The sequence below is a fragment of the Streptomyces sp. D2-8 genome (genome assembly GCF_023184515.1).
GTDB lineage: Bacteria > Actinomycetota > Actinomycetes > Streptomycetales > Streptomycetaceae > Streptomyces.
Genome location: NZ_JAAHBP010000017.1, coordinates 18855 through 44963, shown reverse-complemented (window position 1 = coordinate 44963; position 26109 = coordinate 18855). Strand labels below are relative to the sequence as shown.

The window sequence follows — 26109 nt, the reverse complement described above, 5'->3', positions numbered from 1 at the left end:
CATACACACGTACGAGAGGAGGGGCAGCCGATGAACCGGAGCTGGGCGACTCTGCGTCCCGCCCTCGCGCTGCTCTTCCTGCTCGTCGAGGTGGCGCTGCTCGACACCGGCAGCCTCTCCGCCACCGTCGCGCTCGCCGCGACCGCCGCCGCCTCGGCCGCCCTCGCGCTCTGCGCCCTCGTCGCCTCGCGCTGCGCGCCCGCCGTGCCGCGTACGCGGGTGCGTACGGCCATCCGCGACCGTGATCTCCGTACGGCCTTCCTGCCCCAGCGCGATCCCGACGCCCGGGGGCGCACCCGGCCCCGGGCACCCGGTCACGCCCTCCGGGCGACCGTCGCGTAGGGGCGCATTCACTCAGAGGTGACCCCGCGCGGGTCGTCATGCCGCCATGACCTGTTCCGGCACGACGAGACCCCCCGGAGGGCTCACCCATGTCCGTCTTCGCCCACCTGGTCGAGCACCTTGCCGACCTGCTCCAGCCGTTGTTCGGCGCCTCGGCGGCCGCCGCGGCGATCGTCCTGTTCACCGCACTCGTACGACTCCTCGTCCACCCCCTGTCCCGGGCCGCCGCGCGCGGCCAGAAGGCCCGGACCGCGCTCCAGCCGAAGATCGCCGAGCTGCGGAAGAAGCACGGGAAGAACCCCGAGAAGCTCCAGCGGGCCGTGCTGGAGCTGCACGCCGAGGAGAAGGTGTCGCCGCTCGCCGGCTGCCTGCCCGGGATGCTGCAGATTCCCGCGTTCTTCCTGCTCTACCACCTGTTCTCCAGCGACACGATCGGCGGGGAGAGCAACGGGCTGCTCGGGCACGAGTTGTTCGCGGCGCCGCTGGGGGAGCGGTGGACGGACGCGCTCGACGGCGGTCTCCTCAGCGGCGCGGGGCTCGTGTACGCCGGGCTGTTCGTCGTCGTGGCCTGCGTCGCCGCGTTCAGCTACCGGATCGGCAAGCGCATGATGGCCGCGAACCCGGCCGCCCAGGCCGGGGCCGGGGAGCAGCTGCCCGGGCTGGGGGCGGTCGCCAGGGTGATGCCGTTCATGTCGTTCTTCACGCTCGTCACCGTGGCCGTCGTGCCGCTGGCCGCCGCGCTGTACGTCGTGACCAGTACGACGTGGAGTGCCGTCGAGCGGGCCGTGCTGTACCGCTGACCAGGCGGGCGGGGTCCAGTACGTGAACGGGGTATTGCGGAGTGCACTCCCAGCTTGGAGGATCGACCAGTCCTCCGATGGCTGCCCCGCCGCATCCGGGTCGCGCTCATCGGCCGGGCGCCCGCGATCGAGGGAGATTGATCATGAAGCTGCTGCGAGTCGGTACGGCGGGGGCGGAGCGGCCCGCGCTGCTCGACGCCGAAGGGACCCTGCGGGACCTGTCGGGCGTCGTCGCCGACATCGACGGCGCGCTGCTCGCCGACGAGGAGGCGCTCGGCCGGGTCCGGGCCGCCGCCGACGCCGGCGAGCTGCCCGTACTGGACGCCACCGGGCTGCGGGTCGGCCCGCCGCTGGGGCGGATCGGCAAGATCGTCTGCATCGGGCTGAACTACCACGACCACGCACGCGAGACCGGCGCCGAGCCGCCCGCCGAGCCGGTCGTCTTCATGAAGGCGCCGGACACGGTGACCGGGCCCAACGACAAAGTCCTCGTGCCGCGGCGGTCCCTCAAGACCGACTGGGAGGTCGAGCTGGCCGTCGTCATCGGGCGTACGGCCAGGTATCTGGGGTCCGCGGAGGAAGGACTCGGGCATGTCGCCGGGTACGCCGTGGCGCACGACGTGTCCGAGCGGGAGTTCCAGATCGAGCGGGGCGGGACCTGGGACAAGGGGAAGAACTGCGAGACGTTCAACCCGCTGGGGCCCTGGCTCGTGACGGCGGACGAGGTGCCCGACCCGCAGGCCCTGTCCCTGAAACTCTGGGTCAACGGGGAGCTGAAGCAGGACGGGACGACGGCCGAGCAGATCTTCCCGGTGGGAGAGGTCGTGCGGTATCTCAGCCAGTTCATGACGCTGTACCCCGGCGATGTCATCAACACCGGGACGCCGGCGGGGGTTGCCCTGGGGGCGCCCGAGCCGAAGCCGTTCCTGCGGGCCGGGGATGTCGTGGAGCTCGAGATCGAGGGGCTGGGGCGGCAGCGGCAGGAGTTCAAGGACGCGTAGCGCTCCGCTGGGAGGGGCGGGGGACTGCGGTTGGCTTCCGGCTGCGGGCAGTCCGTGGCCGGTCGCGCAGTTCCCCGCGCCTCTTGGGGGGCTTCTGATGGATCTCCGCGGCGTCGCGACGCCCGGCACGCACTCTCGCCGCACCGGACGAAAGGCCTGGTAGCTCCGCTACAAGGCCTTCCGCCCGGCACGCCGAGAGCACGCACCGAACGCCGCTCCTTCTTCCACGGAGATCCATCAGAAGCCCCCTAGGGCGCTCCCCTCACGCCAGTGCGGAAGCCAGGTCGCGCCACGCCTTCCTCGGGAGGGCGTCGCGGGGCTCGCCGGTCAGGAGCTGGAGGGCGACGTGGTCCGCGCCCGCTTCGAAGAAGGCGTCGATCTTGGTGCGGATGGCCGTGTCGTCGCCCCAGGCGAACAGGGCGTCGACCAGGCGGTCGCTGCCGCCGTCCTTCAGGTCGTCCTCGGTGAAGCCGTGCCTGAGGAAGTTGTTGGTGTAGTTCGGCAGGGGCAGGTAGATCTCCAGGAACTCGCGGGCCAGGGCGCGGGCGCGGGCCGGGTCCGTCTCCGGGACGACGCCCAGCTCCGGGGCCAGCAGCGGGGCCTCGCCGAGGATCTCGCGGGCGTGCGCGGTGTGTTCCGGGGTGACCAGGTAGGGGATCGAGCCCGCCGCTCGGTCGCGGGCCAGCCGGAGCGACTTCGGGCCCAGGGCGGCCAGGAGGCGCCGGTCTGATGGCACTCCGGCGGCGTCCAGGCCGTCGAGATGCTCGACCAGGGCCGAGTAGGGGCGGGCGTACTGCTCCACCCGCTTGGCGTGGCTCACCCCGAGGCCCAGCAGGAAACGCCCGGGGTGGGCCGACTCCAGTTCCGCGAAGGCCGTGGCGGCGGCGTCCGGCTCGTGCTGCCAGATGCTCTGGATGCTGGTGCCGACCGTGATCTTCGAGGTCGCCCCGATCAGCGGGGCGGCGTTGGCGGCGGAGCTGTTGCCGCCCAGCCAGACGGCGCCGTAGCCGAGTTCCTCCAGTTCGGCGGCGGCCTCGGCGAGTTCGCCGCGCCGGTCCGGGTCCTCCGAGCGCAGGCCTACGCTCCAGATGCCGTACCGACCGACGGTCTCCTTCAGGGGGGTGCTCATCGGTGGGGTTCCCTCCGGTTGGGGCGCCGTGCTTGATCACGCGTACGCAGGTGCCAACCGGAGGGAGTCCCCGCTCATTCCAGGGGTGGACTCGGCAGTGGACCTAGCGGTCCAGGAACCGCTCCAGCGCCTCGACCACGAGCCGGTGGTCCTGGAGTTGCGGCAGCCCCGACACCGTCACCGCGCCGATCACACCCACGCCCTCGACGGTGATCGGGAAGGAGCCGCCGTGGGCCGCGTAGGTGTCGGGGTCGAGGCGCGAGGACTCCTCGAACGTGCTGCCCTTGGCGCGGAAGCGGGCGCCGACCAGGTAGGAGGCGGAGCCGTAGCGCTCGACCACCCGGCGCTTGCGGGCGATCCAGGCGTCGTTGTCCGGGGTGGAGCCGGGCAGCGCCGCGTGGAAGAGCTGCTGGCCGGCGCGGTGGATGTCGATGGCGACCGGGGCCTGCCGTTCCCGGGCCATCTCCACGAGGAGCGAGCCGAGTGCCCAGGCGTCGTCGTACGTGAACTGGCGGAACACCAGGTGGCGTTCCTGCTTCTCCAGCTCCTCCAGGCTCGGGGTGAGCTCCGGGTGGAACTTCGGGGTGAGCCCCTGGCTGTGCGAGGGGTTGCTCTTGTGGGTCACAGGGTCACCGTCACCTTCTCGAGGGCCGAACGACGAGCGGCCTCCAGTACGTCCAGGGCGGCGGCCGCCTCCCGCGCGGTCACCGGGTTCGGGGCGCCCTCCAGCAGCGCCTTCGCCACGGCCGCATAGTAAGCGGGGTAGTCGCCCGGGAGGGTGGGTTCGGGGCGGCCGCCGCCGGTCACCGGGGACTCGCCGGAGCCGACACGGCCCCACAGCGACTCGGGCTCCGCACCCCAGTCGGGGCCGGGGCGCAGGCCGTCCCGGAGCGCCGCCTCCTGCGGGTCGAGGCCGTACTTGACGTAGCCGGCGGTCGAGCCCAGGACGCGGAAGCGGGGGCCGAGCTGGGCGGTCGTCGCGGAGACGTAGAGGTGGGAGCGGACGCCGTTGGTGTGCGTGATCGCGATGAACGTGTCGTCGTCCGTCTCGGCGCCCGGGCGGCGGATGTCCGTCTCCGCGTAGACGGAGGCCGCCGGGCCGAACAGCACCAGGGCCTGGTCCACGACGTGGCTGCCGAGGTCGTAGAGCAGACCTCCGATCTCTGCGGGGTCGCCGGACTCCCGCCAGCCGCCCTTCGGCTTCGGACGCCAGCGCTCGAAGCGGGACTCGAAGCGCCAGACGTCGCCCAACTCGCCCTCGTTCAGCAGCTTGCGCAGGGTGAGGAAGTCGTTGTCCCAGCGGCGGTTCTGGAAGACGGAGAGGAGCAGTTCGCGCTCCTCGGCGAGGGCGGCGAGCTCGCGGGCCTCGGCGGCCGTGCCCGCGACGGGCTTGTCGACCACGACCGGCAGGCCGGCCCGCAGCGCGGTCGTCGCGAGCGGCACGTGCGTCTTGTTCGGCGACGCCACGACGATCAGGTCCAGCTCGGCGACCCGGTCGAACAGCTCGTCCGGCGTGGCGGCGAGGCGTACGTCCGGGAACTCGGCACGGGCCTGCTGCTGCCGTTCCGGGTTCGAGGTGACCACCGTGTCGAGGGCGAGGCCCTCCGTGGCGGCGATCAGCGGGGCGTGGAAGACGGAGCCGGCGAGGCCGTAGCCGACGAGGCCGACGCGGAGGGGCGAGCCGGGGGCTGTGCCGAGGGGTGTGCCAGTCATGCCACCCACTTTCGCAACGCTGTTGCCAAAGTGCAAGCGCCGGGGACAATGGGTGGCGTGAACAGGGCGGACGACCGTACGGGCGGAGTAGGCGGCATGCACGGGGCGGGAGGCGCGGGGACAGCCGGGGCAGGGGGCGGCGGGGTGAATCTGCTCGCCCTGCGCAGCCACAACGCCGCGCTGGTCCTCGACCTGCTGCGGACGGCCGGAGATGAGGGCATCAGCCGGCTCGAACTCGCCGAGCGGACCGGGCTCACCCCACAGGCCGTCAGCAAGATCACGGCCCGGCTGCGGGAGGACGGGCTCGCGGCGGAGGCGGGACGCCGGGCGTCGACCGGGGGCAAGCCGCGTACGGTGCTGCGGCTGGTGCCGGAGGCCGGGCACGCGGTCGGGGTCCATCTGGACCGGGACGAGGTGCGGGTCGTGCTCGTGGACCTGCGGGGGACCGTGGTGGGGGAGCGGCGGGCCGCGCTGGACCTCGGGGCGGGGGCGGAGGCCGTCCTGGGAGCGGTGCGGGAGACGGTGGCCGGGGTGCTGCCGGCCGGGCTGGAGCGGGCCTCCCGGGAGGGAGCGGCCGGGCTGGAGCGGGCCCCCCGGCAGGGGTCGGTCGTGAGTCCGGCCCTGCTGGGGGCGGGCGTCGCGTTGCCCGGGCCGCTCGATCATGCCCGGGGTGTGCTGCACCGGGTGACCGGATTTCCCGAGTGGGACGGCTTCCCGCTGCGGGAGGCGCTGGCGGAGCGGCTCGGGGTGCCGGTCGTGGTCGACAAGGACACCAACGCGGCGGCGCTGGGCCTCGCCGCCGGGGGTGAGGGCGGCTCCTTCGCCTACCTGCACCTCGGCACGGGGCTGGGGGCCGGGCTGGTGATCGGCGGCAGTGTGCACCGGGGGGCCAGGACCGGGGCCGGGGAGTTCGGCCACCAGGTGATCCAGCTCGACGGCCCACCCTGCACCTGCGGGAACCGGGGCTGCGTCGAGGCCCTGTGCCTCGCAGCGGTGGCGCGCGGCGATCTGGAGGAGGCGGCGCGGGTCCTCGGGGCCGGGGCGGCGAACCTCGTGGGGCTGCTCGACATCGACGTCGTCCTGCTGGGCGGCCGCACGGTGGCGACGGCGCCGGAGGCCTTCACGGGCGGGGTCGGCGCGGTGCTGAAGGCCCGGGCCCGGCGAACGGGCCAGGACGCCGTACCGGTGCGCGTCGCGGCCGGGGGAGACGGGGCGGTGGCGGCGGGCGCGGCTCAGCTGGTGCTGGGGCCGGTGTTCGGGCGTGGGGGTGGATGAGGCAGGGCGGTGGTGGGCGGCTCGGCTTGTGCTGGGGGTGGTCTTTGGGCGTGGGGGTGTTCGGGCGTGGGGGTGGTTGAGGTGCCGGGTGGTGGTGGCTGAGCTGGTGCTGGGCCGGGGCGGGCGGCGACGGCTGGGGGCACGGGGCGGGGAGGGGCGCTCGGCTGGTGCTGCGCCCGGGGCTCTGACCGCCGACGGTTGGTGCCCGGACTCGGGGGCCCTGGTGGAGCCGCTCAGCCCCATGCTGGGCCCCGGCTCTGACCGCGACGGTTGGTGCCCGGGCTCCGCGGCCCTGGTGGAGCGGCTCAGCTCATGCTGGGCCGGGGCCCTGACGGCCACGGTGGATGCCCGCGCTCGGTGGCCTCGGCGGCTCTGGCGGTCTCGCAGGAGGACGGGGGCGGATCCCGGCCGGGGGCAGCCCCGCACCCTCCGTGCCTCCGCCGACCGGGCGGATCCGCACCGCCGTTCGGGGGCGGTTCCCGCCCTTGTCGTATCTCGGACCTCGCCGCTCGGAATGTCACATCATCATGCGACTCTGTACGCCCACTCATCTCTGCCTGGCGGCGGCAGCGGCGGCTGCCGTCCTGCTTCCCGGGGCTCATCCGGCGTACGCGGACGCCCCGGCGCCCGCCTGTGCCGCGCCCGACGACCACACCTTCCCGCTCACCACCCGCATCCACGGCGGGCCGGACTCCTACACGGCCGGGGGCGGGTTCGGGACCTGGTACGTCGACCTGACCAACACGACCGACCGGACCTGCACCGGGATCCACCCCGTCGTCGTGCTCGTCGACGACAAGCGGGCCCTGGAACCGTCCCAGCCGCACCTCGAGTTCTTCGAGGGGGAACAGGCCCACCCCGTGCGGTTCGAGAAGACCGGCGAGGACGAACTCGTCGGGGCGTTCGCCGACGAGGAGGACCGGTTCGCCGGGTTCACCGTCGCGCCGGGCAAGACCATCACCGTGAAGGTGCGGCTGATGCTCACCTCGGACGCCGTGCCCAACGACGTCACGGTCAACGCCGCGGTGGTGCAGCGGCACGACGACGACGGCGACTGGGTCGGGCAGTCGAACGACTACCGGTTCGGGATCGACGGCGGCGAGACGGGGACCGACACGGAAACCGACACCGACACCGACGCGGACACCGACACCGACACCGACACGGGCACGGACACGGGCACGGAATCCCGTCCCGACTCCGACGCCTCCGTCCCGCCCCGCGAGGACCGGTTCCCCTTCGCGGAGGAACTGGCCCGCACCGGCACCGGCACCCAGGTCGCCGCGGCGGCCGCGGTCCTGCTGCTCGCCGGCGGCGGGGCGCTGCTCGTCGCACGCCGCCGCCGCTGAGCGGGCCGTCCCGCCAGTCGGGACGCCGCACGCGGACCGTTCCGCAAGATCCCGCCACTGTTTAGGCTGGGTCGCACGCTGGACCGCGTACGGCAGGAGATCCCGCACATGGCAGACCGCAAGCCCATCGAGTCGTGGCTCACCGACATGGACGGTGTGCTCATCCACGAGGGCGTGCCCATCCCCGGCGCCGACGCCTTCCTGAAGAAGCTGCGTGAGTCCGGGAGGCCCTTCCTGGTCCTCACCAACAACTCGATGTACACCCCGCGCGACCTGCACGCCCGGCTGCGCCGCATGGGCCTGGAGATGCCGATCGAGAGCATCTGGACCTCGGCCCTGGCCACCGCCCAGTTCCTGGACGACCAGCGGCCGGGCGGCTCGGCGTACGTCATCGGCGAGGCCGGGCTGACCACCGCGCTGCACGACATCGGCTACATCCTGACCGACCACGAGCCGGACTACGTCGTCCTCGGGGAGACCCGCACGTACTCCTTCGAGGCCATGACGAAGGCGGTGCGGCTGATCCTCGGCGGCGCCCGGTTCATCTGCACCAACCCCGACGAGACGGGCCCCTCCACCGAGGGCCCGCTGCCCGCGACCGGCGCGGTGGCCGCGCTGATCACCCAGGCGACCGGCAAGAAGCCGTACTTCGCGGGCAAGCCGAACCCGCTGATGATGCGCACCGGGCTGAACGCCATCGGGGCGCACTCCGAGAGCAGCGCGATGATCGGCGACCGGATGGACACCGACGTGCTGGCCGGCATGGAGGCCGGAATGCAGACGTTCCTGGTGCTCACCGGCCTGACCCGGCCCGAACAGGTCGAGGACTTCCCGTACCGGCCCTCGCAGGTCGTGGACTCGATCGCGGACCTCGTCGACCGGGTCTGACCCCCGGGCACCGGCGGTCGGGGCCTCAAACCCGTCGTCACCCGTGCGGAGCAGCCGCCGCGTCCCTGAGGATGCGGCGGCCCACCGCGCGGGAGAGGCTCCAGGCATCTGGAGGTTCACGATGGGTTCCCTGAAAGTCACTGTCTGTACGAGCGTCCTGGCCGTCGTCGCCCTCGCCCCGGTGGCGTACGCGGCGGACGCGGGGAGCGTCTCGGTGACGCCGGCGACCCCCGCCCCCGGCAGTGACGTCACGCTCCGCGTGACCGGCTGCGCGCAGCGAACGGCCGTCGCCGCCTCGGTGGCGTTCGTCGCGGACGCACGGCTCACCGTCACCGGCGCACGCGAGCTCTCCGGCGAGAGCCGCGTCCGCTCCACGCTCGAGGCGGGTTCGTACGCCGTGCGGGTCACCTGCGGTGACACGCGACGGACCGGCACGCTCACCGTCCGGGACGGCGCGGCGGGGCGGTCCGGGGCCGCGCCCGTTCCCGGCGCCGCGCCCGCGCCCGTTCCCGTGCCCGGGGCCGGTGGTCAGTCGCCCGCCCCCGGAAAGGGCGGACAGCCGTCCGCTCCCGGCGTCGACGGGGAAGCGCACCGGCCCAGTGCCCTCGCCTCACCCGTCGCCCCCGTCCAGGCGGGCGGTGGCGGTGCCGCCGGTCTCGTCGCCGCCGAGGAGCGCGGCGCCGGTCCCGGTACGGCGCAGGGCGTGACCGGGCTGGTGCTCGCAGGGGTGGCCGCGGTGGTCGTCGCGGTGCGCGGTGTCCGCCGGGGCCGCGGAACGGACTGACGATGCAGGATCGCGATCACGTTGAGAGACGCTTCTCCGGCACCGGCCGCCTGCTGACCGGCATGGCCTGGGTCGTGCTGCTGCTCGGGCTGTGGCTGTGGGGCCGCGAGGTCACCGAGATGCGGCACGGCATATCCGCCCCCACCACGGGCGACATGGCGGCGGCCGGACGGCCCCCGGACGTCAAGCTGCCGCCGGAGCACCGCCCGCTGGGCGACGCGCCGCCGCAGCGCCTCGACATCCCCGGGCTCGATGTCCAGGCCCCGGTGGTGGCGCGCGGCCTCGACGCACGCGGGGCACTCGATCCGCCGCCGTACGACCAGCCGGGCGTGGTCGGCTGGTACGCCGACGGGGTCGCGCCCGGGGCGCCCGGCACCGCGCTGATGGTCGGTCATGTCGACACCGACACCCGGCCCGCCGTCTTCTACAAGGTCAGTGCCATGCGGCCGGGCCAGACGATCCGGGTGATCCGGGCCGACGCCAAGGTCGCCGAGTTCACCGTCGAGTCCGTCCAGGTCCTCACCCGCGACCGCTTCGACGCCCACCAGGCCTACGGTCCCCGTGAGTCGGGCCGGGCCGAACTGCGGCTGGTCACCTGCGGCGGCAGCTTCGACCGCACGACCCGCAGCTACACGGCGAACGTGGTCGTCTCGGCGTACCTGACGGGGACGGGCCTCTAGGGCCCGTCTGACAAATGGTCACCGAGCGTGCGCTGTGAGGAGCGCTGCACTTGGCGAGTGAGCGCCTGAGTTGGCGACCGGAGCGTGGGGCGCCAGGTCTGGTGAGCCGGGGCGAGAGTCACACTCGAATGGGCCGGACTGAAGGCAAACACGGTGGTCAAGGCCAGTGAGCGACGATCAAGCTGTCAGTGGCTGACTCTAGGGTCAGCCCTATGACAGCAGACCTGGTCCAGGATTCATGGAGCCGCATCGACGCGTGGCTGCGCGAGTACGCGCCTCGCACTTTCGCCACGCTCCGGCCGCCCGCAGGGCATGAGGAGATTGCGACAGCACAGGAGGAACTGGGTATCACCTTTCCTCCGGACCTGGTCGCTTCACTGCTCCGGCACAACGGGGCACTGGACGGACCAGAGGCTTTCCGGTTCAGCACGGGCGATCGGCTACTCGGAGTGAGCGGGATCCTCGGGGATACCAGGTTCATGCGCAACATCGCCGACGACCTTGACGAGGAGGAGGCCGAGGACTACTGGCATCACGGCTACGTGAAGTTCGGTTCTTATGGGGCAACGTCGGACGGACTCGTGATCGATTGCCGCACTGGGCGGGACTCCTTCGGCGCGATCGGACGGTTCTTCGACGAGACCGGCACCAGTTTCGGGAAGGCCGACTCACTGGGTGGGTATCTGGCAGAGCTGGCTGGCCAGCTCGATCGCGGCCGGGATGCTGGTGTCGTTACGTTCAACGGCCGGCTGCTCTGGGCGTGGGCTATGCCGGCCCGCCCGGAGTGGGGCAGTGCCGACGATCCTCTTCCTGCACCGAATGAGCAGCTACCGGAGCTGGACCTCTCCTGCAGTCCCACCGACCTCCTCCACGCGAGCTACCTGGACGGACTGGAGGAGCTCGGTGCACTGCTCGCGGTCCTGCCGCGGGAGCGGGTGGCTGAGGCCGCTCGGAAGCAGCTGCGCAGACTGGCGGTCGAAACGGGCCTGAACAAGTACCCGGAGATCAAGTCAGCCCTGGACGCGTTGGAGCGGGGTGAAGCCCCGTCACGGCCGGACCAGACCGACCCGCTGGCCCTGCGACTACGCGCGGTGCTCGTGCAGGCGAACGCCCACCGAGACGACACTCGTAGGTGGGCCGCGGAGAAAATGGCACACGGGATCTGGGGCTCGCCTTACAGATCCGTGTACGAGAGCGCGGGGAGCCGGAGTCGCCTTACTGTCGACTGGCGTGCGGATCTGCATGCAGATCTGGGTAATCCGTCACTGCCGCCGACACCTGACGAACAATTCTGGGGAACCCTGCGCAACCCCGCCATCGACTCCAGTTGGTACGCAGCTCAGTACGCCCAAGAGCAGGACTGACCCCAGGGACTCCGGTTCCCGCTCAGTCACATGTGCGTGCTCGGTTCAATTGCCTTGCCGTCCTGACGCCGGCCGCTGATTCTGGGCAGGTGCCGGGACAGGGGAAAAGAAGGCGGCGGCAAGAGGAAGCGCGGCAGCGGCTTGCTGCTCGCACCGCGCCGGACGCGGGACAGTGGGAATTAGTCGTCGAAACTCCGGACCAGGCGGAGATGCGTACGCGGTTGCGCCGCCTCAGGGAGGCAGGAGTCGACGGGGCGATGATCCGGATCGACACACTGTGCGGGCGCCTGACGCTGCCGACCACCTACCGGCTGAGCCGTTTCGTCACGGACCCCGCGCGGGAGTCCGGGCACGGGCACCCTGATCATTGATCTTGTGGCAGGTCGAGGTGAGTTGATGGATGCGGCGTGGGAGCGGGTAGAGCCTCTACTGTCGCGAGTGGATGGGCGTGGTCGTCCGTGGCGTGATCGACGGCAGGTGATCAACGAGGTGCTGTGGCGGCTGCGGACCGGGGCTCCGTGCCGCGATCTGCCCGAGTGCCTACGGACCCTGGCAGACCGTCTACGAGCGGTTCGCCCGCTGGGAAGTGGACGGGACCTGGGCGAAGCTGCTGGAACACATCCAGGTCCGCGACGACGCGGTAGGCCGGGTGTGTGGCCGGAGAGGGGCGCCCCACCCGCCGCGGCCGATCACACCGGCAACACTCGTGTCTTCACGCGTACCGCAGAGAAGATGGGTTCGATCAGTGGCAGAGCAGACCAGGCCGACCACAGCGCCGAACGGACAGCCTGACGAGTCACCGGGCCGGGGCGCGATGACAGGTCTCTTCTGGATCGACCGGGACGGGTGCTGGCTCGGCGCCCCGGCCGGTGCGGAGGGGACTGGCATACGCCTGACCGACGAAGGGCTGACGCCCGTCGGCACACCGGCGGCCGGCGCGCTGAGCTGGACCGGCATCGAGCAGGTGACCGTGCCCGACGCCCCCGCCCGCTCGGCCTTCCAGCGTGGCCTGCGCACCGCGATCGACGTGGCGGCGACCATGGTGGGATTCGGTGGCCCGGACAGCGGGCACGGGATGACGGTGTGCGTCACCCACGCCGGCGCACGAAGCGAGTACCCCGTTCTCTCGGCCGCCGCATCCGCCTACACCGAGCGGGAAGTCGAGCTCTCTCACCAGCTTCTATCCCGGTTCGTCTCGGGCAAGCTGCGCCCCTCGGTGCTCACGGAGTGGTGGCGGTCCGCCGGTTTCCGCCCCGACCAGAAGCCGCACGAGCGGGAGGCCGTCTTGGAGCGGCTGCTGGACGGTTCGGCGCGACCGTGAACCCGCTGTTGCCCCGGCGCGCCGTACCGGAGTGGGTGCTCCGCCCGGCGTGAACTCCGCACCTCGCATGACTATGCCGCGGAAGGTTCGTCGAGATCGGCTCCCTCGCGAAGGTGGTCACCGGCGCGGGGTGCGCGGGCGCATGGTGGTGGCGAGCGAGGCGTTGCACCAGGACCCCAGGTTGTCCGCCTGCGTAGCCGTCCAGGGTTTCGGCCACGGCGGGCAGTGCGGCGTGCGCGCCCGCCTGCCCACCCCGGTCGACGACCCGCTCCCCCGAAGCCGCCGACCGGGCCGGTCCTCGACCGCGCGTACGGGTCGCGGGAGTAACCCGGCGAGCCGCGCGGGAGGCCGCGGGGGCCACGGTGGGTGAATCTTTGGCCGGAGGCCGGGCACCGCTGGGGGGCCGTAGAACCAAAGGGCCGGCCGGGCCCAGAGGTTGGGCAACGCCACGTCCCGATACGGTGGCGCAGCGTCATCCGCGCAGGTGGGGTTCGCCTCGTGGGTGTCGCGGGACGTATGTCAGGATTGAGACTTGGAACGGTGCATCAAGGGGGAGTTGGATGTACGGCAGCAGGGGGGCAGGGGCGTCCGCCGGTAGGCGGATGTCCGCAGTGGTGCTGGGGGCGGCACTGCTGATCACGGGGTGTTCCTCCTCCGATGGAGGAGACGGATCGGACGAGCCCGACGCGGGCGCCACGATCACCCAACAGCCCAAGGAAAAGGCCCCATTCTGGGTCAATCCGGACGGGACGGCGGCCCGGGAGGTCGCCGCCCTGGAGAAGTCCGGCAAGAAGCAGGACGCCGAGCAGATCCGCAAGATCGCCGAGCAGCCGGTCGCCGAGTGGGTCGGCCCGGACGATCCGCAGGAGCAGACCCGGGGCTTCACCGAGGCCGCCGACAAGGCCGGCCGTACGGCCCTGCTCGTCCTCTACAACATCCCGCACCGCGACTGCGGCCAGTACTCGCAGGGCGGCGCCGCCGACGGCAACGCCTACCGGGACTGGCTCGACGGCGTCGCCGCGGGCATCGGTGACCGGCCCGCCACGGTCGTCCTGGAACCGGACGCCCTGCTGCACCTGGTCGACGGCTGCACCCCGGAGCAGTTCCACGAGGAGCGCTACGACCTCCTCAAGGGCGCGATCACCAAGCTGAAGTCCCTGAAGAACACGAAGGTCTACCTGGACGCGGGCAACGCCGGCTGGCAGAACCCCGACCAGATCTTCGAGTCCCTGAACCGCGCGGGCATCGCACAGGCCGACGGCTTCTCGGTCAACGTCTCCAACTTCTACTCCACCAAGGACTCCATCGCCTACGGCAAGCAGCTCTCCGCCAAGGTCGGCGGCAAGCACTTCGTCATCGACACCAGCCGCAACGGCAAGGGCCCCTACGGCGCCGGCAACCCCGACGAGCGCTGGTGCAACCCGCCGGGCCGCTCCCTGGGCGAGACCCCGACGACGAAGACGGCGGACCCGCTGGTCGACGCGTACCTGTGGGTGAAGCGGCCGGGCGAGTCGGACGGCGAGTGCAAGGGCGGGCCGAAGGCGGGCCAGTGGTGGGCGGACTACGCCCTGAAGCTGGCGAAGGCCACCGGCTGACGTACCGGCCCATACGAAAGGGGCGCCCTCCCCGCGGGAGAGCGCCCCTTCCCGCCGATCGCTACGGCACCTTGACCCACTGCGCCTTGCTCGGCGTGCCCTGGGCGTCCATCACGAACATCATGTACCAGCCCGCCTGGACCAGGTTCCGGTTCTCCGGCACGGTCACCGTCAGCCGGTCGCCGGACGCCTCGAAGTCCAGGGCGATCGACCGCTGGTCGATGTCCGTGACATGCGTGGCGGCGCTCGGCCGTATCAGCCGGACCTTCTTGACCTTCGCCGCGTCCGACGAGGTGAACGTCCCCGTGCCGCCGCGCTCGATGGTCTGCGGGCCGCCCGACAGCGAGGGCCGGTCCCCGTCGCCGTACAGATAGGGCGGCGTGTAGATCTCGATGCGCTGCTCGAATTTGCCCGGTTTGGTGTTGGCCTTGTCGGCGTAGAGCGAGTCGGAGCCGAAGAACATCACGCGGCCGTCGGGCAGCAGGATCGACCCGGAGTGGTAGTTGCGGCCCACGAGCGGGTCGGCGACACGCTTGAGCTCGTTCTTCTCCGTGTCGTACAGCCGCGCCTCGAAGATGTTGGAGTCGCCGCGGCCGCGGTAGTCCTCCGAGCCGCCGGATATCAGCACGCTGTCGTCGGGCAGCACCGAGGCGTTCGGGTAGCGCGTGCCCTTGTCCATGGACGGGCCGTCCACGAAGCGCGGGTTCGCCTTCTTCAGGTCGACGATCCGGGTCTTCTCGCTGGACTTCTCGGACTCGCCGACACCGCCGCCGCCGACCACCATGTACGTCTCGTCCTGCGCCGGAGGCAGCAGCACCGTGCCGGACGTCTCCATCAGCGTGGGGTCGCTCAGGCCCGGTATCTTCGAGAACTTGTTGGTGTCCACGTCCCACACGCCCGGCTCACGGCCCACGTTGTCCGGCCCGTAGCCGGCGTTGGACCCCGAGTAGAAGACCTTGCCGTTCTGCATGAGGAACAGCGCCGGGTAGGTCGGGAACTGCCGGACCTTGCCGGTGTAGGTCCACTTCTTGGTCTTCGGGTCGAAGACCTCGTTCTTGCCCGGGACCAGCTGGCCGATGTCGTCGAGGCCGGAGACGCTGAGGATCTTCCCGTCGCTCAGGGTGGTGAGCGTCGGGTACCAGCGGGCCTCCTTCATCGGGTCGACCTTGATGTACTTCTCGGCCACGGGGTCGAACTCGAAGGCGTCCCGGATCCCCTGGAAGTCCTTCTTGTCGAGGGCGAGTTTCTGCGCGATGCCGTAGGTGTTCTTGGCGTCGGCGCCCTTCAGGCCGTGCACGCGGTAGTTGTCCTGCGTGCCCGTCTCGTGCTTCTTGCCCCGCTTCTGTGCCTCGACGTAGATGCGGCCGAGACCGGGGTCGTTGCGCAGGAACCTGCCGGTCGCCTTGTCGAAGACCTTCTTGGCGCGCGGCACCAGCACCGGGTCCTTCGAGACGAAGGTCTTGCCGTTCTCCTTACCCGTGAACTTCGTGCCGGCGGGCAGCGTGATCGGCTTGTCCGGGTTCTCGTTGTGCACGATCATCAGGCCGCCGGCCTTGGTGACGTCACCCTGGAGCTTCTCGTAGCGCTTGGTGCCGCCCGCGATGAGCAGGTTGCCGTTGGCGAGCTGGGTGTGACCGGTGCAGAACAGGTCGGCCGGCGTGGGGACCTTCTTGACGGTGCCCTTGACCGGGTCCCAGATCCGGGTGTCGAACTTCTTCGCGTCGAAGTTGTCCTGGTTGTTGCCCGACCCCGCGACGAGCAGCACCTTGCCGGTGCGCAGCAGCGCCGCGTGGATGGTGTTCTGCCGGTACTCCTCGGGGAAATCGATGATCTCCCACTTGCCGTTCGCGGCTTTGTACTCCGGCTTGTTGATTTGGTACTGGTGGTATTTCTCGGTGCTGAAGCGGTAGAGCCACGGCCCGTTCATCCCGGCCAGCGCGAGTACCACCGCCGTGCCGATCGCGAGTCGACGGGCCCGGCGGCGGCCTGCACGGTCGTTCATTCCTTACGTCCCCCAAGTCCACCAAGGGCGATCTGCATGGTCTGGTCGGACTCTCCGACCTCCCCGTGTGCGCCCGGGGTGGCGGCCCAAGTGGGCTTCTGCTGCGGGGTGTGGCCCGACGGCTGCTGCGGGATGGGCAGCGGCTGCGTCCGGTTCGGGCCCGCAGGGTCCTGCGGCTGTCCCGCGGCGTGGGCGCCGGGCTTCTTCGCGTCCTGCCGCAGCTGCCAGCGCCAGGCGAACACCGGCGAGGCGGTGATCAGCAGTGCGAACGTCGCCCAGATGATCATCGCGGGGTGGGAGTGGCCGAAGACGAAGCCGGCCGTGATCGACGCGGCGAAGATCAGGATGAAGTACCAGTGGTAGCGGAAGGTGCCGAACCAGCGGTCCGGGCTCGCCGAGTCGCCCTTGGGCGTGACCACGAACTTGCTCTTGCGCCGCAGCACGGAGTCGATCAGCGCCTTCGCGTACAGCGGCGCCGACAGCGCGGACATCACCATGCCGGCCACACCGCCGGAGCCCTCCGGCTCGTGCGGCGAGACGTTGTGCCGGCGGTTCCAGACGTACAGGCCGATCTGCAGGGCGGAGGCGTTGCCGTAGAGCATCAGCCAGACCGCCGGGTCGATGTTCACACCCGAGGCGCCCAGGCCCAGGAACAGGCAGCAGCTCAGCGCCGCCAGGATCCAGTTGAGGGCCGACATCGGGTAGAAGATGATCATCATCGTGTAGTTGAAGAGCTTGCTCGGCGGCAGCGAGTACCAGCCCTTCCAGTACTGCCCGATGATCGTCTCGTACGTCCCTCGCGACCAGCGCATCTGCTGGGTGAAGAAGTCCGTCCAGGCGCTGGGGCCCTCACCGACGGCGAGCACGTCCGGCGTGTACACCGAGCGCCACTTGCGGCCCGTCGCCGGGTTCTTGTGGCGGTGCATCTCGAAGCCGGTCGCCATGTCCTCGGTGATCGAGTCGTACAGACCGCCGATCTGCTTCAGCGCCTTGATGCGCACGGCGTTGGAGGTGCCGACGAACATCGGGGAGCCGTAGCGGTTGCCCGCGCGCTGGATCAGCGCGTGGAAGAGGAACTGCTGCGACTCGGCGGCCTTGGTGATGGCGTTGTCGTAGTTGCCGTAGACCTGCGGGCCGATGACGAAGCCGACGTCCGGGTCGCGGAAGAAGCCGAGCATCCGCTCCAGGTAGTTGGGCAGCGGCACGTGGTCGGTGTCGACCGAGGCGAAGAAGTCGTAGTTGTCGCCGTGCGCCTCGAGCCAGGCGTTGTAGTTGCCGTGCTTGGTCTTGGCGCGGTGCGGGCCCTTGGCCTGGTTCCACTTCGCGACGCCCTTGCGGGAGAAGTGGTGCACACCCAGGCGCTCGCAGACGGCCTTCACGTCGGGGTCGTCGCCCTCGTCGAGCAGCCACACGTGCATCAGGCCCCGGTGGCGGATCTTCACCGCCGCCTCCAGGGTCTTCGTCACCATCTCCAGCGGTTCCTTGCCGGGCACGAAGGAGGTGAGGAAGGCCACTCTGGTGCCGGTCTCGGGCACCACCGGGATCGGGTCGCGGGCCACCAGCGTGGCGTGCGCGTTCGACAGCACGTTCATGCAGCGGAAGAACTCGATCAGGCCGATCGAGACGAGCATGACCATGTCGAGAGTGGGCAGCCACTCGAAGGCCGGGTAGTCGCGCTCGGTCCAGTGCTCGGGCTGGAGCAGCCAGAACAGCAGCACCAGGGACAGCACCGGGGCCGCGGCCAGCATCAGGGCGACGCGGATGCGGTGCGGCTCCTGCGAGATGAGCGAGCGGTACTGCACCTTGTACGGCTTGTTCGGATCCGGCTGGGTGAGGGGACCCGCGAGCCGGCTGTAGTGCTCGTAGTCGTATCTCGGCAGAGTCTTCTTGATCCGCCGGAACGTCCCCGTAGTGCTCATCCGGTGTCCGGGCACCCTGAGCTGAGTGGTCTGGGACGGGTCGTGGTCCTGCCGGGCACCCGTGGGCCTCGACGTCATGAGTCATCCCCCCACACGCGGACAACCGCGTGTTTCGTAGCTTCCTACCGCCTGGTGCAGGTCCCCCTCGACCTTCACAGACGTATCAGTGGTGGATCGCAGTCACCACGTCATCCACACCCTATAGACACGGCAACGCGACCTTCCGGTTGCATGATGCCCCCCACGACATCGCTCCATGAACGGGGCCCCTACCCCCGCCCGGCGCCCAACCGGCTCCGAATCCCCCCAACTGCCACGAAATCGCAGCATCTTGAAAAACCAGAAAGCCAGGGTTCTACGGCGTCCATCATGATCGCAAGATGCGAAACGCGGTGTTTACCGGTCATACGCGTTCATTGTGGCGAGTGTGGGGGCCCTGTGGAGCCGCTGTGGACAGGCGGGCGCGGATGTTGCCGAAGTGCTCCCTTATGGCCTCCTCCGCCCGCATCGAGTCGCCGGACCGCACCGCGTCGAGGATCTCCCGGTGCTGCCGGCAGGTCACCTTCGGGTCCTGCGGCTCGCCCCCGAGGTCCGTGCGGACCCGGTGGAAGGCGTCCCAGAAAGCCTCCAGGACCTCGCACAGCAGCACGTTGTCCAGCCCCCGGTAGAGGGTGGCGTGGAAGGCCCGGTCGGTGTCGGCGAGGCCGGCTCCCCGCGCGGCCTGCTCTTCCATACGGTCGACGAGCGCGTCCAGTTCAACGAGGTCCGTTTCGGGCATCCGGCCGGCGAGCCGGGACACGAGCCCCCTCTCCACCGCCTCCCTCAGCTCCAGCAGCTGGAGCAGGGAGTCCTCGCCCCGGTAGTGCCCGGCGACCGTGCGGAAGGCGAGGCCCTCGATCATCGGGGCCAGGGACATCGGGCCGACGTAGGTGCCGAAGCCGTGCCGGATCTCCACGATGCCCATCGCCTGGAGCGCCTTGAGTGCCTCCCGCACCGAGTTCCGGCTCGCGCCGAGGTACTCCATCAGCTCGGGCTCGGTCGGCAGCGGGGCCCCGGAGGCCAGCCGGCGGTCGATGATGAGCTTCTTGATCCGCTCCTGTAGGTCGCGCGCTGCCATGGCGAGAGGGTATCCGGCCAAGCCGTCGCGCGGACGTGCAAAGACAAACGGAAGGCCCCTCGCTTCCGCGAGGGGCCTTCCGGTCGGTGCGCCGCCAGGGACTCGAACCCCGGACCCGCTGATTAAGAGTCAGCTGCTCTAACCAACTGAGCTAGCGGCGCGCGCTGACGTCGTCACTCTACAGGACGTCGCGAGGTGCTCCCGACCACCCGCCCGCCCCGGACGGTCCCCCCGGAAGGCGTCCGCGTACATCATTCGGACCGTCAGCATGCGCGTGCGGAAGACAGTTGCGAAACTGACGACGCGCGCCTTCCGATGCACGGGGGCCGCATTTTCCGCCGGGAGTGTGAGGGGAATCGCATGGAGTCTCCGGTATTCGAGGAAATCGACCCCGCGAGCGACTGCGACTGCCCCGGCTGCGTCCACTGGCGCCGCGCCCTGCCGCATTCCTGGGCCGGCCGCACCAGCGCCCACCCGGCCGCGCACCGGGCTCTCGCCCTGGCCGCCGTGGCCTCCGCCGCGCTCGGTGCGGGCCACGCCGTACCGGCCGCGGCCGCCCCATACGCACCCCACCGCCCGGGCGTCCCCGCAGGTGACGAGCCCGACACCCCCCAGGGCGTCACGGCCCCGCTGCACGGCCCCGGCGGCGGTCCGGCGAAGCCGTCCGTCGCCCCCAAGCCCACCGCCATCACCCGCACGGAGATCATCAACCGGGCCAAGACCTGGGTCGCCGCGAAGGTGCCGTACAGCATGAGCGCCTACTGGTCCGACGGATACCGGCAGGACTGCTCCGGCTATGTCTCGATGGCCTGGCAGCTGCCCGGAAACGAATGGACGGGCAGCCTCGCCCAGTACGCGGAGAAGATTTCCAAGGAGGAACTCCAACCGGGCGACATTCTCCTTTTCCACAATGCGTCCGACCCCGAGAACGGCTCGCACGTCACCATTTTCGGCGGCTGGACGGACCAGACGCACACCCACTACACCGCCTACGAACAGGCCCGCCCGCACGCCCGCCGGCAGTCCACCCCGTACGCCTACTGGAACAACTCCGCCCGCTACGTGCCCTACCGCTACAAGGGCGTCACCCCGGCGGAGCCGGTCACCGAACCGGCCAGCGGCACGCCGGGCGCCCCGGCCGCCACGCCGTACCCGGGAGCGGCGTATTTCGGCCCCGGCGCGAACAACAGGTACGTCACGCTGCTCGGCCGCATGCTCGTCGCCCGCGGGGCCGGCGGCTCGTACGCGTCGGGTCCGGGGCCGCGCTGGACGGATGCCGACCGGCGGGCGACCCGGGCCTTCCAGCTGGCCCAGGGCTGGACCGGCGCGGACGCCGACGGGCTGCCCGGCCCCCGCACCTGGGAGCTGCTGGTCACCGGCGAGGGCAAGGACGTCAAGGGCGGCGCGGTCGGCCCGCCGCCCGCCTCCCACGGCGTCCCCGGCTACCCGGGGCGGGCGATGTTCCGCCCCGGCGCCTCCAACACCTACATCACCCGGCTCGGCAGGCAGCTCGTGCGGAAGGGGTTCGGCAGGTTCTACCGGGTCGGGCCGGGGCCGCGCTGGAGCGAGGCGGACCGGCGCGCCGTCGAGGCCTTCCAGCGCACCCAGGGCTGGCGGGGCGGCGCGGCGGACGGCTACCCGGGGCCGGAGACCTGGCGGCGCCTCTTCTCGTAGGGCCCTCGGCCCCCCGGCCCCCTTCGGGCGGGCCTCGAATTCCCGGTCGGGCCCCTCGCGCGGGCCTTGCACCCGGGACCACCGTTGTGACGCATCTGGCGCGGAGGCTGGAGGCACGCATGAGTACGACCACTTCCCACACGTCCGAGCCCGACGGACCGGCCGACGGACCGGCCGACGGACCGGCCGACGGGCCGGCCCGGCCCGCCCGGCTCATCCAGAACGAGGCCACCACCGAGATCCCCGTCCACCTGCTCTTCCGCGATGACCCCGACCCGGCGCCGGTGCCGCTGAGACCGGCGGTCGTCGGCCGCAGGCAGGGCACGGGGGAGCAGCCGCGCCTCAGGCGCCCCGCGGCCGCCCCGAGGCGCACGGTGCCACAGGTCGATCCCGACCTGGTGGAGCGGCCCGCGCGAGTGCTGCCCGGCGCCGCGGGCGTACTGGCCGGGGCCTGCGGAGCGGCCGGGTGCGTGGCCACCTCCTGGTGGGCCGGGGTGCTGCCGCCGCTCGCGCTGGAGGCACTGCGGCTGCCCGCGTACGCCGGGGCCGGGCTCGGCCCCGCACAGTGGGCGGCGTACGCCGGAGCCGGGGCGCTCGGGCTGTTCGGGCTCGGCGGGCTGGCCCGGGGCCGCACCGGGCGGGCCTGGGTGCTGGATCTGTTCGGCCGCTACCGGGGCACCGTCCGGCGCTCCGGCCTGCTGTGGGTCAACCCGCTGCTGCTGCGCCGCCGGGTGGACGTACGGCTGCGGCACTGGCGCAGCGAGCCGGTGCCCGCGGCCGACGGGGGCGGGGTCGCGCTGCGGGTGGTCGTCCTGGTGGTGTGGCGGGTGCGGGACACCGCCCGGGCCATGCTGGGGGTCGAGGACCACGAGACGTATCTGCGCGAGTGCGTCGAGGCGGCTCTGGCCCGGGTGCCGGTGGAGACGCCGGGCGGGCCGAAGGGGGCCGGGGGCGCGACGGCCGAGGCGCTGACCCGGCTGGTGGCGGCGGACGCGGCCCCGGTCGGCCTGGAGGTGTTCTCCGTGCAGCCGGTGCGCGTGGAGTACGCCCCCGAGGTCGCGGCCGCGATGCACCGCCGCCGGATCGCCGCGCTGGACGCCCAGCACCGGGCGAGCGTGCTCACCTCGGTCGTGGACTCGGTGGAGGACACGGTGACCCGGCTGACCATGCGGGGGCTGGTCGAACTCGACGACTACGAGCGGAAGGTGCTGGTGAGGGACCTGACGGTGGCGTTCTGCGCCGGCCGGGGAGAAACAGCTCCGTGATTGGTATGGACATGTTCAACTAGCGCCCATAATCTCGAACTTGGTCTAGACCTACATGCACGGCTCACTGAACCTCCCCCACGTTCTCCAGGAGCGGCAGCATGCGCACAAGGACCAAGTTGTCCGCAGCCGCGGTGGGACTGGCCACGACCGGAGCCCTCGTGCTCTCCTCCGGCGGCGCCAGCGGCCACGGCTACACCGACCTCCCCATCAGCCGGCAGAAGCTCTGCCAGAACGGCACCGTGACCAACTGCGGCTCGATCCAGTGGGAGCCGCAGAGCGTCGAGGGCCCGAAGGGCTTCCCGGCCTCCGGCCCGGCCGACGGGCAGATATGCAACGCCGGCCTCGGCCACTTCAGCCAGCTCAGCGCACCGCGGACACCGTCCGGCGGCGCCTGGCCCGCCACCAAGGTGACGGGCGGCCAGAACCACACGTTCCGCTGGCAGTTCACGGCCATGCACGCCACGACCGACTTCAAGTACTACGTCACCAAGCCGGGCTGGAACCAGAACCACAACCTCGCCCGGTCCGACCTCAACCTCACCCCGTTCTTCACGGTGCCGTACAACGGGCAGCGCCCGCCGTCCACGCTCTCCCACAGCGGCAGGCTGCCGACCGGGCTGAGCGGCCGGCACGTCATCGTGGCCGTATGGACGATCGCCGACACGGCCAACGCGTTCTACGCCTGCTCGGATGTGACCTTCTGAACCTCTGAGGTTCTCTTGAGTCACCGGTGCGGCCGGCGCGGGTAGGTTCCTCCCACGCCGGCCGCTCGAAGGCCGCCCAGAGCCTCGGGGAGCTCATGGAAGCCTTGTTCTACGTCGTGCCCACGCTCATGATCGCGGTCGCTTCCTGTGCTGTGGTCGTGGTGATCCGCCGCTCCGTGCGGGTCAGCCGCGCCTGGAACAGCGGCCTGACCGCCGAGGCCCGCTGTCTGCGGACGTACACCACGACGAGTGGGGGCGGCGAAAGTTCGGTGCGCACCACTCTGCACCACGTGTACGAGTTCACCACGCGTGACGGCCGCGGCGTCCGCTTCGAGGAGCGGGGCGGGCCGGGGACGACCCTCGAGGGCGACATCGTCACCGTGCACTACCCGGCGGACCGCCCGGAGCACGCCACGGCAACGCCCCCGGCGCAGGGGAAGCTCGTCGCGGGCACGGGATGTCTGCTCGCCTTCCTCGGCACGTTCATCCTCTTCGCCGTCGGCTTCATGGTGGTGACGTACGCGATGTTCTCCGCAGCGGGTGACTTCCTGCAGCCGTAGCGCTCCTCATCTGACGCTACGTCAACTACCGTGCGCGCCCATGGACTCCATGGACTCCAGGGCGAACACGGTCGCGGAACTCATCGCCGCCCGCTGGGGCGACCACCGCCCCGGCCTGCGGTGCGAAGGCCGGACCCTGACACACCACGACGTGGCGGCGGGCGCCGCGGCCCGGGCGGCGCTGCTCACGGACCTCCTCCCCCCGACCGCCGAACCCCACCTCGGCGTGCTGCTCGACAACACCCCCGAGTTCCCGCTGTGGCTGGGCGCGGCGGCCCTGGCCGGGGCGGCGGTCGCCGGGGTCAACCCCACCCGCCGCGGCGCCGAACTCGCCCGCGACATCCTCCACACCGAGTGCCGCCTCCTGATCACCGAGCGGACCCACCTGCCGCTGCTGGAGGGCCTGGATCTGCCGGGAGTACGCCTGCTGGTGACGGACACGGCCGCATACGCCGAGCTCCTCACCCCCTACGCGGACGCCCGCCCGGACCCTTCCCGTGCCAGCCCACGCGACCGTTTCCTGCTCTACTTCACCTCCGGCTCGACGGGCGCGCCCAAGGCCGCGCTCTGCTCCCAGGGCCGCCTGGCAGCCGCCGGCCGCTCCCTGACGGACCAGCTCTCCCTGACCCCGGACGACGTCCACTACATCTGCATGCCGATGTTCCACGGCAACGCGGTGATCGCCGACTGGGCGCCCGCGCTGGTGACCGGCGCGACGGTGACGCTGCGCCGCCGCTTCTCGGCGTCCGGGTTCCTGCCGGACGTACGCCGGTACGGGGCGACGTACTTCACGTACGTGGGCCGGGCGATCCAGTACGTCCTCGCGACCGGGCCGCACCCGGACGACCGGGACAACTCCCTGCGCCTGGGCTTCGGCACGGAGGCGGGCGCGGTGGACGCGGCGGCCTTCGAGCGGCGCTTCGGGGTGCGGCTGGTGGAGGGCTACGGCTCGTCGGAGGGCGGGGCGGCCGTCCCGTGGTCACCGGGCACACCGCCGGGCGCCGTCGGCCGGGCGGCACCCGGGCTCGTCGTCCTCGACCGGGAGACCCGCGAGGAGTGCCCGGCGGCCGTCTTCGACGGGGCGGGGCGGCTGCTCAACGGGGACGAGGCGATCGGCGAACTGGTCAACCGGGGCCCCAGCCCCTTCGAGGGCTACTGGCGCAATCCGCGGGCGGAGGCGGAACGCCGCAGAGGGGGAGGCTGGTACTGGACGGGCGATCTCTTCTACCGCGACACCGACGGCTACCTCTACTTCGCCGGCCGCACCGACGACCGCCTCCGCGTCGACGGCGAGAACCTGGCGGCCGCGATGATCGAGAACATACTGGCCCGCTACGAGGGGGCGGACGCGGTCTGCGTGTACGCCGTACCGGACCCGGTCACCGGCGACCAGGTCATGGCCACACTCGCCGGCACCTTCGATCCGGAGGGCTTCACCGAGTTCCTCCTCGCCCAGCCTGACCTGGGGACGAAGATGGCGCCCCGGTTCGTACGGGTGGTGGAGCGGATGCCGGTCACGGCGACGAACAAGATCCACCGGGCGGCTCTGCGGAGAGAGGGCCACCGCTGCGCGGACCCGGTGTGGTGGCGGGGGCCGGGGGAGCGCACGTACCGGCTGCTGGATCCGCAGGACCACGACGAGAAGGGGCCTCTCGCTCCCACGAGAGGCCCCTCATCCGTGCGCCGCCAGGGACTCGAACCCCGGACCCGCTGATTAAGAGTCAGCTGCTCTAACCAACTGAGCTAGCGGCGCATGACTCCCGCCTGCCGCCGGAATCGTGTTCCGCGGCGGGCGACGGAGAAAATAATACCCAATGCCAGGGAGTGCTTCGCACCACCCGGAGGCCCTAGATCGCCATGGAGAGCAGGACCGGGGCCGCGTTGCGGTTGAGGGCGTCCGCGGCCTGGCGCAGGCGGTGGGCGTGCTCGACCGGGAGGGACAGGGCCAGGCAGCCGACGGAGGAGCCGGCCGTGATCGGGACGGCCGCGCAGACCGTGCCGACCGCGTACTCCTGGAGGTCCAGGACGGGCACGGTGGGCGGCTGGGCCTCCAGGCGGGAGAGCAGGAGCCGGTCGCTGGTGATGGTGCGAGAGGTGAGGCGGGCCATCCTGTGCCGGGCGAGGTGGTCGCGGCGGCCGGCGTGGTCGAGCTGGGTGAGCAGGCTCTTGCCGATGGCGGTGGCGTGGGCCGAGGAGCGGAAGTCGACCCACTCGTTGACCTTGGGCGCGGCCGGGCTGTCCGCGTACTGGGTGATGCTGATCTCGCCGTCGACGTACCGGCTCATGTAGACGGCGGCGCCGACCGAGTCGCGCAGCCGGTCCAGGGTGCGCTGGAGCTTGTCGCGCAGGGCCTGCTCACGGTGGTGGGCGGAGCCGAGGCGGGCCAGGGTCTCGCCCGTGACGTACGCGCCGTCGGTGATCTGCTCCACGTAGCCCTCGCGGCGCAGCATGCGCAGGAGCGCGGTCAGCCGCTCCGCTGTGATGCCGGTGTGCCGGGCTATGTCGGCCTCGGTGACACCGCTGGAACCGCGCGCCACCGTCTCCAGGACGCGCAGGGCTTCCTGGGCCGAGTGGTACGGGGTGGTCGGCTCGTGCTTCAGCGCCACGGTGGTCTCCCCCTGCGC

The 26109-nt window shown here is 71.4% G+C and carries 23 protein-coding genes, 2 tRNA genes and 1 pseudogene; 17 read left to right on the top strand and 9 right to left on the bottom strand.

The annotated features are described in order from the left end of the window. The first annotated feature begins 30 nt into the window (after positions 1 to 30). The 3 genes from G3I77_RS26490 to G3I77_RS26480 all read left to right on the top strand — a co-directional run bounded on the left by G3I77_RS26490 (position 31) and on the right by G3I77_RS26480 (position 2143). Positions 31 to 342, top strand: coding sequence for a DUF6412 domain-containing protein (locus G3I77_RS26490; RefSeq protein ID WP_248507775.1), 312 nt, complete (start codon positions 31 to 33; stop codon positions 340 to 342). A gap of 89 nt (positions 343 to 431) precedes the next feature. Continuing rightward, complete coding sequence (locus G3I77_RS26485; RefSeq protein ID WP_248507773.1) at positions 432 to 1142, top strand: YidC/Oxa1 family membrane protein insertase; 711 nt, start codon at positions 432 to 434, stop codon at positions 1140 to 1142. Positions 1143 to 1285: 143 nt separating this feature from the next. Beyond that, complete coding sequence (locus G3I77_RS26480) at positions 1286 to 2143, top strand: fumarylacetoacetate hydrolase family protein (RefSeq protein WP_248507771.1); 858 nt, start codon at positions 1286 to 1288, stop codon at positions 2141 to 2143. Between the two features lie 262 nt (positions 2144 to 2405). On the opposite strand, the gene G3I77_RS26475 is transcribed toward G3I77_RS26480, so the two are convergent. The 3 genes from G3I77_RS26475 to G3I77_RS26465 form a co-directional block, all read right to left on the bottom strand. Continuing rightward, entirely contained in the window at positions 2406 to 3272 is an 867-nt protein-coding gene (locus G3I77_RS26475; RefSeq protein WP_248507769.1) for an LLM class F420-dependent oxidoreductase, read from the bottom strand. Positions 3273 to 3375: 103 nt separating this feature from the next. Further along, positions 3376 to 3897 carry a heme-degrading domain-containing protein gene (locus tag G3I77_RS26470; RefSeq protein WP_248507767.1) on the bottom strand — a complete coding sequence of 174 codons (522 nt, stop codon included), beginning with the start codon at positions 3895 to 3897 and terminating at the stop codon, positions 3376 to 3378. Beyond that, positions 3894 to 4985: a Gfo/Idh/MocA family oxidoreductase gene (locus G3I77_RS26465; RefSeq protein ID WP_248507765.1), complete on the bottom strand. Its 1092-nt coding sequence runs from the start codon at positions 4983 to 4985 to the stop codon at positions 3894 to 3896. Before G3I77_RS26465 ends, G3I77_RS26470 begins: the two co-directional genes overlap by 4 nt. Before the next feature lie 96 nt (positions 4986 to 5081). On the opposite strand from G3I77_RS26465, the gene G3I77_RS26460 reads away from it, so the two are divergent. From G3I77_RS26460 to G3I77_RS26420, 9 genes and pseudogenes are all read left to right on the top strand, one after another. Continuing rightward, entirely contained in the window at positions 5082 to 6260 is a 1179-nt protein-coding gene (locus G3I77_RS26460; RefSeq protein ID WP_248507949.1) for an ROK family transcriptional regulator, read from the top strand. A gap of 527 nt (positions 6261 to 6787) precedes the next feature. Beyond that, complete coding sequence (locus G3I77_RS26455) at positions 6788 to 7609, top strand: LPXTG cell wall anchor domain-containing protein (protein ID WP_248507763.1); 822 nt, start codon at positions 6788 to 6790, stop codon at positions 7607 to 7609. 108 nt (positions 7610 to 7717) lie between these two features. After that, the gene (locus tag G3I77_RS26450) at positions 7718 to 8497 is read left to right on the top strand and encodes an HAD-IIA family hydrolase (protein ID WP_248507761.1); all 780 of its coding nucleotides are present in this window, start codon (positions 7718 to 7720) and stop codon (positions 8495 to 8497) included. Positions 8498 to 8618: 121 nt separating this feature from the next. Continuing rightward, positions 8619 to 9281 (top strand): hypothetical protein, encoded by a 663-nt coding sequence (locus G3I77_RS26445; RefSeq protein WP_248507759.1) that lies wholly within the window; start codon positions 8619 to 8621, stop codon positions 9279 to 9281. Between the two features lie 2 nt (positions 9282 to 9283). Beyond that, positions 9284 to 9961: a class F sortase gene (locus G3I77_RS26440; protein WP_248507757.1), complete on the top strand. Its 678-nt coding sequence runs from the start codon at positions 9284 to 9286 to the stop codon at positions 9959 to 9961. A gap of 212 nt (positions 9962 to 10173) precedes the next feature. Next, on the top strand, positions 10174 to 11325 hold the full coding sequence (locus G3I77_RS26435; protein WP_248507755.1) for an SMI1/KNR4 family protein: 1152 nt from the start codon (positions 10174 to 10176) through the stop codon (positions 11323 to 11325). Positions 11326 to 11700: 375 nt separating this feature from the next. Beyond that, a pseudogene (locus G3I77_RS26430) lies at positions 11701 to 11977 on the top strand (transposase); the annotation flags it as partial. Positions 11978 to 12139: 162 nt separating this feature from the next. Further along, positions 12140 to 12646 carry a hypothetical protein gene (locus G3I77_RS26425; protein WP_248507753.1) on the top strand — a complete coding sequence of 169 codons (507 nt, stop codon included), beginning with the start codon at positions 12140 to 12142 and terminating at the stop codon, positions 12644 to 12646. Positions 12647 to 13206: 560 nt separating this feature from the next. Next, entirely contained in the window at positions 13207 to 14241 is a 1035-nt protein-coding gene (locus G3I77_RS26420) for a glycoside hydrolase family 6 protein (RefSeq protein ID WP_248507751.1), read from the top strand. 61 nt (positions 14242 to 14302) lie between these two features. Here G3I77_RS26420 and G3I77_RS26415 read toward each other — a convergent pair whose 3' ends face one another. The 4 genes from G3I77_RS26415 to G3I77_RS26400 form a co-directional block, all read right to left on the bottom strand. Next, positions 14303 to 16243 (bottom strand): kelch motif-containing protein, encoded by a 1941-nt coding sequence (locus G3I77_RS26415; protein ID WP_248507749.1) that lies wholly within the window; start codon positions 16241 to 16243, stop codon positions 14303 to 14305. Further along, complete coding sequence (locus tag G3I77_RS26410; RefSeq protein WP_248507747.1) at positions 16240 to 18240, bottom strand: glycosyltransferase family 2 protein; 2001 nt, start codon at positions 18238 to 18240, stop codon at positions 16240 to 16242. The genes G3I77_RS26415 and G3I77_RS26410 overlap by 4 nt, the downstream gene beginning before the upstream one ends. Positions 18241 to 18565: 325 nt before the next feature. Beyond that, complete coding sequence (locus G3I77_RS26405) at positions 18566 to 19279, bottom strand: FadR/GntR family transcriptional regulator (RefSeq protein WP_248507745.1); 714 nt, start codon at positions 19277 to 19279, stop codon at positions 18566 to 18568. 87 nt (positions 19280 to 19366) lie between these two features. After that, a tRNA-Lys gene (locus G3I77_RS26400) sits at positions 19367 to 19440 on the bottom strand. Positions 19441 to 19639: 199 nt separating this feature from the next. On the opposite strand from G3I77_RS26400, the gene G3I77_RS26395 reads away from it, so the two are divergent. The 5 genes from G3I77_RS26395 to G3I77_RS26375 all read left to right on the top strand — a co-directional run bounded on the left by G3I77_RS26395 (position 19640) and on the right by G3I77_RS26375 (position 25199). Beyond that, positions 19640 to 20953, top strand: coding sequence for a peptidoglycan-binding protein (locus G3I77_RS26395; RefSeq protein WP_248507743.1), 1314 nt, complete (start codon positions 19640 to 19642; stop codon positions 20951 to 20953). 119 nt (positions 20954 to 21072) lie between these two features. Continuing rightward, positions 21073 to 22218 carry an SPFH domain-containing protein gene (locus tag G3I77_RS26390; RefSeq protein ID WP_248507741.1) on the top strand — a complete coding sequence of 382 codons (1146 nt, stop codon included), beginning with the start codon at positions 21073 to 21075 and terminating at the stop codon, positions 22216 to 22218. 101 nt (positions 22219 to 22319) lie between these two features. Continuing rightward, entirely contained in the window at positions 22320 to 22925 is a 606-nt protein-coding gene (locus G3I77_RS26385; RefSeq protein ID WP_248507739.1) for a lytic polysaccharide monooxygenase, read from the top strand. A 95-nt stretch (positions 22926 to 23020) separates the two neighbouring features. After that, positions 23021 to 23485: a DUF3592 domain-containing protein gene (locus tag G3I77_RS26380; protein WP_248507737.1), complete on the top strand. Its 465-nt coding sequence runs from the start codon at positions 23021 to 23023 to the stop codon at positions 23483 to 23485. A 49-nt stretch (positions 23486 to 23534) separates the two neighbouring features. Continuing rightward, positions 23535 to 25199, top strand: a complete 1665-nt coding sequence (locus G3I77_RS26375) for a long-chain-fatty-acid--CoA ligase (protein WP_248507948.1) — start codon at positions 23535 to 23537, stop codon at positions 25197 to 25199. On the opposite strand, the gene G3I77_RS26370 is transcribed toward G3I77_RS26375, so the two are convergent. Further along, positions 25165 to 25238, bottom strand: a tRNA-Lys gene (locus G3I77_RS26370). The two genes, G3I77_RS26375 and G3I77_RS26370, sit on opposite strands and share 35 nt — an antisense overlap. A 94-nt stretch (positions 25239 to 25332) precedes the next feature. Next, positions 25333 to 26091: an IclR family transcriptional regulator C-terminal domain-containing protein gene (locus G3I77_RS26365; protein ID WP_248507735.1), complete on the bottom strand. Its 759-nt coding sequence runs from the start codon at positions 26089 to 26091 to the stop codon at positions 25333 to 25335. Positions 26092 to 26109: the final 18 nt, after the last annotated feature.

Coding starts and splice junctions, on each gene's coding strand:
- G3I77_RS26375 (WP_248507948.1), top strand. CDS start 23,535: ATGGACTCCAGGGCGAACACGGTCGCGGAACTCATCGCCGCCCGCTGG.
- G3I77_RS26380 (WP_248507737.1), top strand. CDS start 23,021: ATGGAAGCCTTGTTCTACGTCGTGCCCACGCTCATGATCGCGGTCGCT.
- G3I77_RS26480 (WP_248507771.1), top strand. CDS start 1,286: ATGAAGCTGCTGCGAGTCGGTACGGCGGGGGCGGAGCGGCCCGCGCTG.
- G3I77_RS26410 (WP_248507747.1), bottom strand. CDS start 18,240: ATGACGTCGAGGCCCACGGGTGCCCGGCAGGACCACGACCCGTCCCAG.
- G3I77_RS26390 (WP_248507741.1), top strand. CDS start 21,073: ATGAGTACGACCACTTCCCACACGTCCGAGCCCGACGGACCGGCCGAC.
- G3I77_RS26475 (WP_248507769.1), bottom strand. CDS start 3,272: ATGAGCACCCCCCTGAAGGAGACCGTCGGTCGGTACGGCATCTGGAGC.
- G3I77_RS26465 (WP_248507765.1), bottom strand. CDS start 4,985: ATGACTGGCACACCCCTCGGCACAGCCCCCGGCTCGCCCCTCCGCGTC.
- G3I77_RS26395 (WP_248507743.1), top strand. CDS start 19,640: ATGGAGTCTCCGGTATTCGAGGAAATCGACCCCGCGAGCGACTGCGAC.
- G3I77_RS26420 (WP_248507751.1), top strand. CDS start 13,207: ATGTACGGCAGCAGGGGGGCAGGGGCGTCCGCCGGTAGGCGGATGTCC.
- G3I77_RS26435 (WP_248507755.1), top strand. CDS start 10,174: ATGACAGCAGACCTGGTCCAGGATTCATGGAGCCGCATCGACGCGTGG.
- G3I77_RS26460 (WP_248507949.1), top strand. CDS start 5,082: ATGCACGGGGCGGGAGGCGCGGGGACAGCCGGGGCAGGGGGCGGCGGG.
- G3I77_RS26445 (WP_248507759.1), top strand. CDS start 8,619: ATGGGTTCCCTGAAAGTCACTGTCTGTACGAGCGTCCTGGCCGTCGTC.
- G3I77_RS26415 (WP_248507749.1), bottom strand. CDS start 16,243: ATGAACGACCGTGCAGGCCGCCGCCGGGCCCGTCGACTCGCGATCGGC.
- G3I77_RS26455 (WP_248507763.1), top strand. CDS start 6,788: ATGCGACTCTGTACGCCCACTCATCTCTGCCTGGCGGCGGCAGCGGCG.
- G3I77_RS26385 (WP_248507739.1), top strand. CDS start 22,320: ATGCGCACAAGGACCAAGTTGTCCGCAGCCGCGGTGGGACTGGCCACG.
- G3I77_RS26425 (WP_248507753.1), top strand. CDS start 12,140: ATGACAGGTCTCTTCTGGATCGACCGGGACGGGTGCTGGCTCGGCGCC.
- G3I77_RS26405 (WP_248507745.1), bottom strand. CDS start 19,279: ATGGCAGCGCGCGACCTACAGGAGCGGATCAAGAAGCTCATCATCGAC.
- G3I77_RS26485 (WP_248507773.1), top strand. CDS start 432: ATGTCCGTCTTCGCCCACCTGGTCGAGCACCTTGCCGACCTGCTCCAG.
- G3I77_RS26450 (WP_248507761.1), top strand. CDS start 7,718: ATGGCAGACCGCAAGCCCATCGAGTCGTGGCTCACCGACATGGACGGT.
- G3I77_RS26490 (WP_248507775.1), top strand. CDS start 31: ATGAACCGGAGCTGGGCGACTCTGCGTCCCGCCCTCGCGCTGCTCTTC.
- G3I77_RS26440 (WP_248507757.1), top strand. CDS start 9,284: ATGCAGGATCGCGATCACGTTGAGAGACGCTTCTCCGGCACCGGCCGC.